The sequence below is a fragment of the Flagellimonas marinaquae genome, from assembly GCF_003992675.1.
In the GTDB taxonomy this organism is placed as follows: domain Bacteria; phylum Bacteroidota; class Bacteroidia; order Flavobacteriales; family Flavobacteriaceae; genus Flagellimonas; species Flagellimonas marinaquae.
The window spans coordinates 82758-95216 of the sequence record NZ_RZMZ01000007.1; the positions used below are offsets into that span (position 1 = coordinate 82758).

13 protein-coding genes are annotated in these 12459 nt (G+C 43.9%); 8 read left to right on the plus strand and 5 right to left on the minus strand.

Annotated elements, in window-relative coordinates; all coding sequences use genetic code 11:
* Nucleotides 1-4: 4 nt before the first annotated feature.
* From EO130_RS03890 to EO130_RS03915, 6 genes are all read left to right on the plus strand, one after another.
* Entirely contained in the window at nucleotides 5-535 is a 531-nt protein-coding gene (locus EO130_RS03890) for a CvpA family protein (RefSeq protein ID WP_127140216.1), read from the plus strand.
* Nucleotides 536-724: 189 nt separating this feature from the next.
* Complete coding sequence (locus tag EO130_RS03895; protein ID WP_127140217.1) at nucleotides 725-1237, plus strand: CAP domain-containing protein; 513 nt, start codon at nucleotides 725-727, stop codon at nucleotides 1235-1237.
* Nucleotides 1238-1342: 105 nt separating this feature from the next.
* The gene (locus EO130_RS03900) at nucleotides 1343-1885 is read left to right on the plus strand and encodes a 3-hydroxyanthranilate 3,4-dioxygenase (protein WP_127140218.1); all 543 of its coding nucleotides are present in this window, start codon (nucleotides 1343-1345) and stop codon (nucleotides 1883-1885) included.
* Entirely contained in the window at nucleotides 1882-2256 is a 375-nt protein-coding gene (locus EO130_RS03905) for a DUF1304 domain-containing protein (protein ID WP_127140219.1), read from the plus strand. The genes EO130_RS03900 and EO130_RS03905 overlap by 4 nt, the downstream gene beginning before the upstream one ends.
* Nucleotides 2257-2326: 70 nt before the next feature.
* Nucleotides 2327-3880 (plus strand): L-piperidine-6-carboxylate dehydrogenase, encoded by a 1554-nt coding sequence (amaB, locus tag EO130_RS03910; protein WP_127140220.1) that lies wholly within the window; start codon nucleotides 2327-2329, stop codon nucleotides 3878-3880.
* 361 nt (nucleotides 3881-4241) lie between these two features.
* The gene (locus EO130_RS03915) at nucleotides 4242-4805 is read left to right on the plus strand and encodes a hypothetical protein (RefSeq protein WP_164732868.1); all 564 of its coding nucleotides are present in this window, start codon (nucleotides 4242-4244) and stop codon (nucleotides 4803-4805) included.
* 26 nt (nucleotides 4806-4831) lie between these two features.
* Here EO130_RS03915 and EO130_RS03920 read toward each other — a convergent pair whose 3' ends face one another.
* Together EO130_RS03920 and EO130_RS03925 are read right to left on the minus strand one after the other, a co-directional pair.
* Complete coding sequence (locus EO130_RS03920) at nucleotides 4832-5827, minus strand: acyl-ACP desaturase (protein WP_127140221.1); 996 nt, start codon at nucleotides 5825-5827, stop codon at nucleotides 4832-4834.
* A 46-nt stretch (nucleotides 5828-5873) separates the two neighbouring features.
* Nucleotides 5874-6599, minus strand: coding sequence for a metallophosphoesterase family protein (locus tag EO130_RS03925; protein ID WP_127140222.1), 726 nt, complete (start codon nucleotides 6597-6599; stop codon nucleotides 5874-5876).
* Nucleotides 6600-6750: 151 nt separating this feature from the next.
* On the opposite strand from EO130_RS03925, the gene EO130_RS03930 reads away from it, so the two are divergent.
* Both EO130_RS03930 and EO130_RS03935 read left to right on the plus strand, forming a co-directional pair.
* Nucleotides 6751-7695 (plus strand): carbohydrate kinase family protein, encoded by a 945-nt coding sequence (locus EO130_RS03930; protein WP_127140223.1) that lies wholly within the window; start codon nucleotides 6751-6753, stop codon nucleotides 7693-7695.
* On the plus strand, nucleotides 7696-9615 hold the full coding sequence (locus EO130_RS03935; RefSeq protein ID WP_127140224.1) for an amylosucrase: 1920 nt from the start codon (nucleotides 7696-7698) through the stop codon (nucleotides 9613-9615).
* Here EO130_RS03935 and EO130_RS03940 read toward each other — a convergent pair.
* From EO130_RS03940 to EO130_RS03950, 3 genes are read right to left on the minus strand one after another with little or no spacing between them, the layout of a single operon-like run.
* Entirely contained in the window at nucleotides 9612-10748 is a 1137-nt protein-coding gene (locus EO130_RS03940) for an ATP-binding protein (protein ID WP_127140225.1), read from the minus strand. The two genes, EO130_RS03935 and EO130_RS03940, sit on opposite strands and share 4 nt — an antisense overlap.
* Nucleotides 10745-11500 carry an SDR family NAD(P)-dependent oxidoreductase gene (locus EO130_RS03945; protein WP_127140226.1) on the minus strand — a complete coding sequence of 252 codons (756 nt, stop codon included), beginning with the start codon at nucleotides 11498-11500 and terminating at the stop codon, nucleotides 10745-10747. Before EO130_RS03945 ends, EO130_RS03940 begins: the two co-directional genes overlap by 4 nt.
* A gap of 12 nt (nucleotides 11501-11512) precedes the next feature.
* Entirely contained in the window at nucleotides 11513-12385 is an 873-nt protein-coding gene (locus tag EO130_RS03950; RefSeq protein ID WP_127140227.1) for an aldo/keto reductase, read from the minus strand.
* Nucleotides 12386-12459: the final 74 nt, after the last annotated feature.

The following is a 12459-nucleotide window of genomic DNA, read 5'->3' on the forward strand; positions in this document are numbered from 1 at the left end:
CCGTATGAGCTTTTTGGATATCATCATTGGAATTCTCCTGATTTGGGGCCTTTACAAAGGACTGAGAAATGGTTTGTTTGTAGAGCTGGCCTCCTTGGTGGCATTGATTGCCGGAATTTATGGTGCCATCCATTTTTCACACATCACGGGCGATTATCTTGCCGAACAATTTGATTGGAGCGACCAATATCTTAAAATTGCTGCGTTCTTAATTACCTTTTTCGCCATCATCATTGTAGTAAATCTTGCCGGAAAATTCCTGACCAAGATTGCCGACTTCGCCATGCTCGGGCTGCTCAATAAAATCGCCGGAGGCATTTTTGGGGTTTTAAAGGTGGCTGTTATCCTTGGTGCCTTTCTGATTTTCTTTGAAAAACTCTCTTCTCCTCTCGGGCTCATCAATGAAGAGACCAAAAAGGAATCCGTTTTCTACGAACCCATCAAGGAAATCGGTGCTTTGGTGTTCGCCTATGTTTTTGATGATGAAGAAACCCTTCCTGACGAAGAAATCGAAGCCAGGGAGGACGTTATATGAACGGTATGTTTTTTTCGATGAATTGATATTCGACCCGTACCACAGCACCATCCTCATTTCAGTATCCTGTATTTCAACGTGATAATCCGCCCTGATGTGGAGATTTTATGGAAACGGACAGGGACTCCTTTAGTTTAGCGAACGAGAACATTAGGGAATTTAGAACACTCCCGAAAACGACCCCGAGAAATGAAAAAATATACGAGCACTTTGCTGATCGTAGGATTGGTATTGCTACTTGCAAGCTGTAGCAAATCATCCACAGAAGAATTAGATCAATTGTACACCGAAGCAAGCACCGGGAATGATAAAGTTTCCGTAGATGCACTGGAGATGGAAGAGGAGTTGCTTGGTCTGGTCAACGAATACCGAAATTCCATTGGTCTTGCAGCCTTGACCGCCAGTGAGCCCGCTTACAAATATGCAGAGGAACACAACAACTACATGATTTCCAAAAATAGTTTAAGTCACGATAATTTTCAAGAGCGTGCGGCTAGCATTGCAGCCGAGACCAATGCACAGAAAATCTCCGAAAATGTGGCCCGTTTCTACGTGTCCGCTGAAAAAACAATGGAAGCTTGGGTGGCCAGTGCTTCGCATAAACGGGCATTGGATGGTGATTTTACCCATACTGCCCTAAGCGTGCAGTTGGATAAGGATGGAAGACCTTACTACACCCAGATTTTTATAAAAATAGACTAATGTAACCCCGTATAACTCACAGCAAGACCCGCCTATGGTGGGTCTTTTTTTTGAATTGTTATGTTGCCACCAAGGATTTTTTTACCTTTCATGAAATCTTTGAACATGGCAATAAAGGCACCTTTTAATCTCAACAAATGGGTAGAGGAAAACCGTGAGACCCTGAAACCTCCAGTGGGCAACAGAAATTTGTACAAAGAATCGGGCGATTACATTGTGATGGTGGTCGCTGGTCCCAACGCCCGGAAAGATTATCATTACAACGAAACAGAGGAACTTTTTTACCAACTGGAAGGACAGATCGAAGTCCATGTTCAGGAAGATGGACAAAAAAAGACTATGGAACTCGGTCCAGGGGATATGTACCTGCACCCCGCCAAAGTGCCACATTCCCCTGTTCGCAAAGCAGGTTCCATTGGTTTGGTCGTGGAACGCAAGCGCATGGACCTCGACGCGGAAGATGGACTGCTTTGGTTTTGCGATAACTGCAACAACAAACTGCATGAGGTTTATTTTAAATTGAATGACATTGAAAAGGATTTTCTAGGTCATTTTAAGCACTTTTATGGTTCGAAAGAACTGCGCACCTGTAACAAATGTGGGACCGTAATGCCGGTTGATGAACGTTTTGTGGCCAAAGAAGAATGATACTCCTATTAGCAAAGATCATAGTTGGAATCGTGGCGTTGCTCCACCTTTATTTTTTATGGTTGGAAATGTTTGCTTGGACCACAAAGGCAAAAAAGGTCTTCCGCAACTTTCCGGAAGAGCTCTTTGAGCCCACAAAAACACTGGCAGCCAACCAAGGACTGTACAATGGATTTTTGGCAGCAGGCCTTATTTGGGCATTGATCATTAACGATGGAGCTTGGCAAGTTTACGTAGCTCTCTTCTTTTTGGGATGTGTTGCCGTAGCAGGAATCTATGGTGGGGCTACCGCTTCAAAAAAAATATTTACGGTTCAGGCACTGCCCGCGTTGGTGGGAATTGCGCTTTTCTTGGTGCACCTATTCCTATAAACCGTTTATTCTCTTCAAGATTATTCGTAATATTGTGAAAATATAACAATTCACTCGTAAAAAGTTATAAATGTCAAAAATCGCAACTGCATTTGGAATAGAAGAAGCCCTTAAAGAGTTAGGGTTGAACGAAATAAATAATGGCACATCCACTGGGAAAAATTGGTTTTCCAATGGAGAGATCATTGAATCCTATTCTCCTGTTGACGGAGCACTTATCGGAAAGGTTAAGGCCACCACTCAGGAAGATTACGAAAAAGTGATCGCCACTGCCCAAGAAGGGTTTAAAAAATGGCGAACCATGCCTGCGCCACAACGCGGCGAGGTTGTCCGACAATTTAATGATGAGCTACGTCGCCTTAAAGAACCTTTGGGAAAACTCGTTTCCTATGAAATGGGCAAAAGTTACCAAGAAGGGCTGGGCGAAGTTCAGGAAATGATTGATATCTGTGATTTTGCCGTGGGACTTTCACGTCAGTTGCATGGCCTAACCATGCACAGTGAACGTCCAGGGCACCGCATGTACGAACAATACCATCCCCTTGGCGTGGTGGGCATTATTTCGGCCTTTAATTTCCCGGTAGCCGTTTGGTCTTGGAACACTGCATTGGCCTGGGTATGTGGGGATGCCTGTATTTGGAAAGGCTCGGAAAAAACACCGATGACCTCTGTGGCCTGTCAGAATATTGCTGCTCGCATATTTACCAAAAATGGGGTGCCAGAAGGTATTTCCTGTCTCATTACGGGTGATTACAATGTAGGGGAATTTATGACCAAGGACGAACGAGTCCCATTGATTTCTGCTACCGGTTCCACCCGCATGGGAAAGATAGTTGCGCAGACAGTAGCTGGACGTCTTGGAAAAACATTATTGGAACTTGGTGGTAACAATGCCATCATCGTTACACCAGATGCGAATATCAAAAATACAGTTATCGGTGCCGTATTTGGAGCCGTGGGTACATGTGGCCAGCGCTGCACCTCTACCCGAAGATTGATTGTGCACGAAGACGTGTACGATAAGGTCAAAAATGCCATTGTGGACGCTTACAAGCAAATACGTATTGGAAATCCCCTCGATGAGAAAAACCACGTGGGACCACTTATCGACAAAGATGCCGTAAACAATTATTTAAACGCTTTGGAAAAGGTAAAAGCCGAAGGCGGAACAATTTTAGTTGAAGGCGGTGTATTGGAAGGCGAAGGCTATGAAAGTGGCTGCTATGTGAAGCCAGCCATTGCCGAAGCGGAAAACCACTACGAAATTGTGCAACATGAAACCTTCGGGCCCGTATTGTACATCATGAAATACAGTGGAGACCTTCAAAATGCCTTGGATATGCAAAATGGGGTAAGACAAGGGCTATCTTCCGCTATCATGACAAACAACTTAAGGGAAGCAGAGCGTTTCCTTTCCGTAGAAGGGTCGGATTGTGGTATTGCCAATGTGAATATTGGTACCTCTGGGGCTGAAATCGGTGGAGCCTTTGGTGGAGAAAAAGAAACCGGTGGTGGTCGTGAGAGTGGTTCTGATGCTTGGAAAATCTATATGAGAAGACAGACCAACACGATTAATTATACGACAGAACTTCCTTTGGCCCAAGGTATAAAGTTTGACCTATAAACATAAAAAGCCGCCCATTTTGTAAGTAGCACGAAATGGGCAGTCTTTAAAACCAACTTAACTAACTCAAACTTAACTTTAAGACCCCATTCCAATGCCGGATCGTTGTCGGGAGAAACAGGGCTCTTAAACGTATTGTCCTCTCAAATTTCTATAATTTCCCCGTAGAAATTAAGAGGTATGTTACCAGTGGTCACAAAAAGTGTATGGTTGGTACCATTTATTTTGTTTCTTGCCTTGGATTTTTCCTACAAGTTCCATTGTTTTTCCACTGTATCGTTGAATTTGAGGGAATTCCATAGTGGGTTTAAGATTTTTACACTATTTTAATGAAGCTTTTGGAACGCTCATTTTTTCACCTATGGATTGGGAAAGTTCAACTATTTGGTATTGGGTCATTTTGGCTTTTGTAGGGATTATTGCAGGTATCCTAGGGTATTTTTTTGGAAAATCCGATACGCCGCGAAAAATGGATCAGTCATTGGAGCTAAACGCTTTGGAAATTGAAAATGCCAAATTAAAATCCGATCTGGATATCTGTCGAAAAAGGTTGGATGACCACACCATCAAAACAAAGGAAATCCACCTAAAGGATATCAAACAAACTACAAACAAGAATATATTTCAATTTAATCCCGCCGAAGCCAAGGCCGCCTTTGGAAAAACCATCAAGGAAAACGATCTTAAGCTAATTGAAGGTATCGGACCCAAGATTGAGGGACTTTTTCACAGTTTTGATATCAAAACTTGGAAGGATTTGGCCGAAATCTCTGCCGATAAATGCCAAGAAGTATTGGATTCGGGCGGCAAACGTTATCGCATACATGATCCAGCCTCGTGGCCCATGCAGGCCAAAATGGCCTATGAAGGACTCTGGGAGGAGCTATTCGAATGGCAGGAAAAGCACAGAGCCGGAAAATATTGACAGCAAGTCAAGACCGACCAGTCTTTCTACATCATCCCGTTGGCTTCTACCCATTTAAACGTATACTGCTGTTGTGAAAACTGCATACGTTCCGAAATTCGTTGTAGCCTTTCCGGAAGTTTCATCAAATATACCCGTGCCTTCTCCGCCTGATCGGAAAGTCCTCTTAGATTTCCAATATCCCAGTAATCGTTCAGTTTTTTCAAAATGTCAATATAATCCTGAGCTGTGTAGACCCCCAACCGTTGGGCACAATTCGAAAATTGCTCAAAAGCCTCTCCTATGCTACCTCCGGACTCCCTCAAGAAATGGGCTGGCATTACAATTTTCTTCTTCATCATATCGGCAAAGGCCAGTACCATGCCATCGGGATCTTGTTTCATAATGGTCTTTACAAATTCACGATAGGCTAAATGATGCCTCATTTCATCGCCCGCAATAATGGTGCACATTTTCGCCAGAAGCCCATTTCCTTTCTTTTTGGCCATTTTGCCCACTCGCTTGTGAGAAATATTCGTGGCCAATTCTTGGAAAGTGGTGTACACAAAATTTTTATAGGGATCTCTGTCAGTCCCGATATCGAACCCATCGGAAATCAAATGCTGTGTCGTAATTTCGATTTCACGCATGTTTACGCGTCCCGATAAATAGAGATATTTGTTCAAAACATCCCCGTGACGGTTTTCCTCGGCAGTCCAAGCACGGACCCACTTGCTCCATCCATTGTCCTTGCCATTGTGCTGGTCAATACCCTCCACATCCATCAACCAAGATTCATAGGTAGGCAAAGCCTCTTCCGTGATGGTATCCGCGACCAAGGTCACCCAGAAATCATAGCCCAATTCTTTGGCTTCTCCTCGGATTTTCTCGATTTCATCATAAAAATGGTCACTTCGTGAATCGGGCAGGAAATCGGTGGGCTGCCATATTTTTTCGGATGGTATAAGAAATTCATCGATAAACCCTTCTACCTTAGGTTCAATCGCTTGCATCACTTCCAATCTAACATTCTTTATCGACATAGTACGGGGTTTTTTACAAAGGTCATTATAAAATACCGAAATCTTCTTAATTCCTTCCTCTTTCTCCGGGATAGAATGTATGGACCGGGTCGCTTTGCCAAAATTCCTTGGTCTCTGCATCCAACATGGTAAGGGGGCCTTTAAAGGCAGCACCGGTATCCACATTCCAAACATTGGCCCTTTGGGTCGGTTCCGCAAAACCTGTTTTGGACAAAGGGGTGTGTCCAATAAAAACCTCCTCGTAATGCGTAAGTCTTTTAGGGAATTTAGGGTCCGAAGGCTGCAATTCTGGGTCAAGCGCCGTGGCGAGCTCCCAAAGGGTTCGGTCCCAATAAAACGATTGTTGAAAATACTCGTAGTCTATTCCCTTAAGATTGGTGTAGCCCGCGTGTAGGTACAAACGATTGTCGGGCGCAAGATGATAATTATGCAACTCTTCATAAAAAGCAAGATGCACTCTCCACGTATCCTTGTCCGCATTCAAATAAGATTGACGAGTGGCCTCGCCACCATGTGCCAACCATTGTGGGTTTTCCTTCTGCTCTATTAGCCAGGCCTTGCAAAGTTCATCGTGGTTGCCGCGAATAAAGGTACAGTTGTATGTGTCTTTGAGTTGAATCAAAAAATCAATGGTCTCTACGGCGGTGCTCCAGCCATCCACATAATCGCCCAGAAAAATGACATGATCATCGGTCGACACCTTAGCCTTGTCCATCAATTGTTCCAAAGCCCTTACTCCTGAATGAATGTCGCCTACTACCAATGTCCGCATAGAAAAGTTTTTGACAATATTACATACAAATGATTGGCTGTTAAAAAATCATACCGGCTTTATCACGGATTTAACCTAGAATTCAAATAAACCTAACTGTTTTTTGGAGGTGGTATTATTTTCTATGTACCTTAGAATATTGCGAAATCTTATGAAGAAAGTTTATTGTATAGGTGAAGTATTGATCGACTTTGTGGCCGAAAGGCAGGGGAGCGATCTATCAAAAGCCACCCAATTCACCAAAAAAGCAGGCGGAGCACCTGCCAATGTAGCCTGTGCCATTGCCAAACTTGGTGGAAAAGGTATTTTTATAGGAAGTGTTGGCAATGACCCTTTCGGCAAATTCCTTTTGGATACTTTAAAGAATGAAGGTGTCGATATTTCATTGACACAGCTTTCGGAAACCTTTACCACGCTTGCCTTTGTTTCCCTTTCCGAGGGTGGGGAGCGCGACTTCGTGTTCAGCCGAGGAGCAGACCAAGAACTCAGCTACAACGCGGACCTTAGAAAAAACCTCCCCGGAAATATCCTCCATTTGGGAGCGGCAACCGCACTTTTGGGGGGACCTTTGGAAAAAACCTATACCAAATATCTGTTTGATGGGCTTACAAAAGAAATGTTTATCTGTTTTGACCCCAATTACCGAACAGATCTCTGGAAGGACGATGAGGAAACCTTCATTAAAAAATGTATGCCCTTTGTGGAGAAATCACATCTCTGTAAGTTCAGTTTGGAGGAAGCTCAACTACTCTCAGGAAAAGAGGATGTGCACGATGCCTGTGATGTCCTGCACAAAGTAGGAGCAAAGATCATTACCGTAACCCTTGGGAAAGACGGGACCCTACTAAGCACCAATGAAAAGAAAAAAGTTATTCCAAGTATAGCGGTGACCCCGGTAGACACCACAGGCGCAGGCGATGCGTTTATCGGTTGCCTATTGTACCAAATTTCCGATTTGGGAAACTTTGAGCCCGTTTTCGAGGATTTTGACCTTTTGGAAAATATAGTTGCCAAAGCCAACAAAGCCGGAGCCATCACCACCACAAACTATGGGGCCATAGCGGCCTTACCCACCAAAGACCAGCTTGAAGCATAAATGAACCAGGCCCAATTACACCGATTACTCTCCCATAAAGGGAAGAGCAGCCAAGAGCTTTTTGATCAGCGCTTGGCCACCAATCTCACCTTGATTCAAAAGCAATTTTTTTCCTTATATCCTGAGGAACGCTATACAGCCCATTTTCAAAAGTTACTGAAGCTGCTTCCCAAATTATATTTGGCTCGCCCGGATGTCCTTAAATCGCAGGACATGGACCGATTAAAATCGGGTAACTGGTACCAGTCCGAAAAGTTGGTGGGCATGCAGTTGTATGTGGAGCATTTCAACAAGGACCTGAAAGGGTTACAGGAAAAAATACCATATTTTAAAACCTTGGGAGTCAATTTTTTGCACTTGATGCCCATCACTACCCGGCCCAAAGGTGAAAGTGATGGCGGCTATGCCGTGAACAATTACCTGGAAGTGGACCCAAAATACGGCTCCAAGGAAGATTTACTGGAACTGACAACTGCATTTAGAAAAAACGGTATCTATTTGATGCTCGATTTTGTGGTGAACCATACCTCCAACGAATTTTCGTGGGCTAAAAAAGCTAAAAAGGGGGACAAAAAATACCAAGGCTACTATTATACCTACGAAGATTTTACCATCCCTGCCGAGTTTGAAAAAACACTGCCCGAAGTATTCCCTGAAACCTCCCCGGGCAATTTTACCTACATCCCCGAAATGGAAAAATGGGTGATGACGGTTTTCAATAGTTACCAATGGGACCTTAACTATACCAATCCCGAGGTGTTTTTGGAAATGTTGACCAATTTGGTAAAACTGACCGATCTGGGCGTGGATGTGGTTCGGTTTGATGCGCTCGCCTTCCTATGGAAAAAAATCGGGACCATATCACAAAACCTTCCCGAGGCACATAATTTGATTTCATTGTTCCGTATGTGCCTGCAGGTGGTAACCCCAGGCTCCATTTTACTGGCAGAGGCCATTGTAGCCCCGACCAACATTATCAAGTATTTCGGGGAAGATGAAAAACAGGGCAACGAATGTGAGATAGCTTACAATGCTTCATTGATGGCCCTCTTGTGGAATTCCATCGCTACAAAGAAAACGTTATTGCTTTACAAAAGTTTGATGCACGTTCCCTCCAAACCCAAGGATGGTACATGGATTAACTACATCCGTTGTCATGATGATATTGGACTGGGGTACGAGAACCACCTCATCGAAGAACTAGGGTGGAACCCCAATATGCACCGAAAGTTTTTATTGGATTATTATTGTAGAAGGCTAGATTGGTCGCCCGCCATGGGAATGCTGTTCATGTACAACCCCAAAACCGGCGACGGCCGTATCACGGGGAGTGCCGCTTCCCTTTTGGGGCTGGAAAAGGGCATACAGACCAAAGATGAAGATTTGATAGAAGAGTCTGTTCGTAAAATCATCATGCTGCACGGAATTACCTTGGCCTTTGGAGGAATCCCATTGATCTACGCAGGTGACGAAATTGGTACCTTGAACGATTACTCCTTCCAATCGGATGATGCCAAAAAAGGGGACAGTCGTTGGGTGAACCGACCCATGCAGGATTGGGATGCCATCACAAAACTGAACCATAAAGACACGCCACAATCCAAGATTTTCCTTGCGCTGCAACACCTCATCCAAATAAGGAAGGACCATGAGGTTTTTGCGGACAACAACAACCTGGAACTCTACCATACGGGTAACGACCATATCTTTTCCTTTGAAAGAACCCAGGGTTACAAAGGATTGCTGGTGCTTTGCAATTTTGATGAAAACGCTCAGGTAATCGACAGTAGCTGGATCAAAAAATTGGGCTATTTCAGCAAAGGAGAGCCAATAGATTTGGTCTCCGGTGAAAAAGTGCGTTTGAAGAGTGCCCTCTTGGAAGTGATGCCTTATCAGATGATTTGGCTCATGAAATCCTAAGCGTACCTCACCTTTCTCAGAATCCGTTGGGACTCCTTCAGGGATTGGTATACATGAGTATCATAGGATTTTAATAAAGCACGCGAATTGTCCATCTTGTCCTTGGCCTCTTCAAAACCGTTCAAATAACAAATAAGATACGTGGCTGGGAGATGAGTGATGTCGGTATGCTCCGAATCGGTCAAGGGAATGTGCTTTTCCAATTTTTTAAGCAACGCATTATTGGTATTGTACACATGATACAATGTTTTTTTATCAAACTGTGGCGGTTCAAATACCAATTTGCTGTTGATGGTGTACTTTCCATTGTCCGAAAAGGTAATCGTCATTTCTTCCAACGGATAATATTTTTGTTGTGAACCCAATCCCAATTGCACATATTCCAAGGTTTTAAAGGAATCGTCATCATAATCGATGGTAATTTCATCCAAAGCGGAATAGAAGAGCTTCACCTGTTCGTTGATCAATTCAATATCCACCCGGGAATAGTAAACCTTACCCTTGACTTTCTTTTTGTTGCCTGCCCAGCAGACCACGAATTGCTCCTTGAAAACTTTGTAATCGCTGGTTAAGTCGGGGTGTCGGGTATTGAAAAAATTGAGCACGGCGTCCAAGGTATACTCGATATTGTTCCGGGCATGCTGTTCAATGGTGGCCACTTTTTCGGAATTGATATCCTTCAACTCAATATCAAAGGCTTTGGGTAGGCTTATGCTGCCTTCACGAAAGAATACGGCACCTCCATAATATTTCCAGATATTTTTGCGCAGCGCACATACTTTCCCGTTGGACCGGATGGTGACCAAACCGACCACCTTCCCTTCGGGCAAATGCGGAAATGGAATGTTCTCGTAGGATATCAAAGGTGGGTTATCCAGATAAGCATTGACAAGGTTCTGGATTTTGCTATCATCAAAAAAATCCACGCCCACAATCTTGTTATCCTCATCCTCGACCCCGATCACAATAAAGGAATTGTTCTTTGGATTGCTATTGGCCAGGGCACAGACGTGTTTTAAAAATTTGGCCTTGCCCTCCTTTTCCCCGATGGATATAAAACGCTTTTTGTCGTAAAAACTATTCTCATCGTTATGGGCTAATAAGTTTTTTACGAGTAGGCGTTTGTTGATCATAGTTCTTTCTTCACAATCGTGCTGCTGGCCTGTGCAGTGGGCATCACCACAAGGTCGGCGATGTTCACATGATAGGGTCGTGTGACCACAAACAAAATAATGTCGGCAATATCCTCAGGTTTCAAAGGTTGGAATCCTTGATATACTTTTGAGGCTCTTTCGGAATCTCCTTTGAATCGGACATCACTGAATTCCGTTTCCACTAGTCCTGGATTTACCGCCCCGACCCGGATGCCGTAGGCATTCAAGTCGATTCGCATTCCTTGGTTGATGGCGTCCACGGCATGTTTGCTGGCACAGTATACATTTCCGTTCGGGTACACTTCCTTACCTGCCGTAGAACCAATATTGATGATGTGCCCCGATTTACGCTCTACCATTTTGGGAATAATGGCCTTGGACATGTACAGCAATCCCTTCACATTGATATCCAACATCGCATCCCAATCGTCCGGGCTACCCTTATCAATAGGGTCCAAACCATGTGCGTTTCCTGCATTGTTGACCAAAATATCGATTTCTGAAAATTCCTTGGGCAAACTGTCGATAGCAGAGAAAACATCCTCCCGATTTCTCACATCAAAATTGAGCGTCAAAATTGATGTGTCCCTTCCTAATTGGTTCGTTAGCTCCTGTAAACGCTCTTCCCTGCGGCCACAAAGAATCAGATTGAAACCTTGCTTTGCAAAAAGTTCGGCAGTTGCCTTTCCTATCCCGCTTGTTGCTCCTGTTATTAAAGCTGTTGTTGCCATTGCATTTATTTTCTACGGAACATCATGTCCTTGGGCCGCCACCAAAAGGGCAAACCAATCTTGAAGTTCCAAATCTATTTTGATGGCCTCTGCGGCCAACTTTATTCTTTTTTTGTTTGTTGTACCGATAACAGGATGCACCTGGGCCGGATGTTTTAAAATCCATGCTAAAAGCAACTGACTTTCATCGGTACCATATTTGTCCATCAAAGGTCCTATTGCCTCTTTAATCCGTGCTGTCTGCTCATCGTCCTCTCTAAAAAAGCTGCCCAATGGACTCCATGCCATCGCCATTCTTTTGTTGGCGATACAATCGTCAAAAACCCCGTCATACATCGGTTTATGATGGGTAAGGGAGAACTCCACTTGATTTCCCTCCACAGGTATGGCCTTTTCCAACATGGCCACTTGCGAAGTGGTGAAATTGGAAACCCCAAACTGTTTGATTTTTCCACTTACGAGCAGATGGCGTGCCGCTTCTGCGATTTCATTGGGCTCCATCAACGGACTTGGTCTGTGTATCAAGAAAAAGTCCAAATAGTCGGTTTTCAACTTCCTTAAGGATTCTTCTGCGGACCGTATAATATAATCCTTGTCATATTGGTAATGATTGATGCGGTTGTCCCTTCCGCGGGTCAGCTGTATCCCACATTTGGTAATCAACTGAATACTTTCCCTTTTGATTCCGCTATCACCAAAGGCAGCTCCAAAATCCGCCTCGGTGGAATAGCTGCCATAAATGTCGGCATGGTCAAAAGTGGTTAGTCCACAATCGATGCTGTGGTGCATCAATTCCATCATTTCCTTTTTGGAAAGTTTTTTTCCCCAACTTCCCCAAGTCATTGCTCCCGATATAATGCGGGAAAATTTCGTCGTCTGTTCCATAAGCGCTGAATGTATAAAATTAAAGCCTTAAATCCTTCATAAAACTAGGGGTTTAGCGTTTTTTTTAACCATTA

Excerpts from the sequence above, each read along its gene's own strand:
- EO130_RS03890 (WP_127140216.1), top strand. The coding sequence starts at position 5 with ATGAGCTTTTTGGATATCATCATTGGAATTCTCCTGATTTGGGGCCTT.
- EO130_RS03895 (WP_127140217.1), top strand. The coding sequence starts at position 725 with ATGAAAAAATATACGAGCACTTTGCTGATCGTAGGATTGGTATTGCTA.
- EO130_RS03900 (WP_127140218.1), top strand. The coding sequence starts at position 1,343 with ATGGCAATAAAGGCACCTTTTAATCTCAACAAATGGGTAGAGGAAAAC.
- EO130_RS03905 (WP_127140219.1), top strand. The coding sequence starts at position 1,882 with ATGATACTCCTATTAGCAAAGATCATAGTTGGAATCGTGGCGTTGCTC.
- amaB (WP_127140220.1), top strand. The coding sequence starts at position 2,327 with ATGTCAAAAATCGCAACTGCATTTGGAATAGAAGAAGCCCTTAAAGAG.
- EO130_RS03915 (WP_164732868.1), top strand. The coding sequence starts at position 4,242 with ATGGATTGGGAAAGTTCAACTATTTGGTATTGGGTCATTTTGGCTTTT.
- EO130_RS03920 (WP_127140221.1), bottom strand. The coding sequence starts at position 5,827 with ATGTCGATAAAGAATGTTAGATTGGAAGTGATGCAAGCGATTGAACCT.
- EO130_RS03925 (WP_127140222.1), bottom strand. The coding sequence starts at position 6,599 with ATGCGGACATTGGTAGTAGGCGACATTCATTCAGGAGTAAGGGCTTTG.
- EO130_RS03930 (WP_127140223.1), top strand. The coding sequence starts at position 6,751 with ATGAAGAAAGTTTATTGTATAGGTGAAGTATTGATCGACTTTGTGGCC.
- EO130_RS03935 (WP_127140224.1), top strand. The coding sequence starts at position 7,696 with ATGAACCAGGCCCAATTACACCGATTACTCTCCCATAAAGGGAAGAGC.
- EO130_RS03940 (WP_127140225.1), bottom strand. The coding sequence starts at position 10,748 with ATGATCAACAAACGCCTACTCGTAAAAAACTTATTAGCCCATAACGAT.
- EO130_RS03945 (WP_127140226.1), bottom strand. The coding sequence starts at position 11,500 with ATGGCAACAACAGCTTTAATAACAGGAGCAACAAGCGGGATAGGAAAG.
- EO130_RS03950 (WP_127140227.1), bottom strand. The coding sequence starts at position 12,385 with ATGGAACAGACGACGAAATTTTCCCGCATTATATCGGGAGCAATGACT.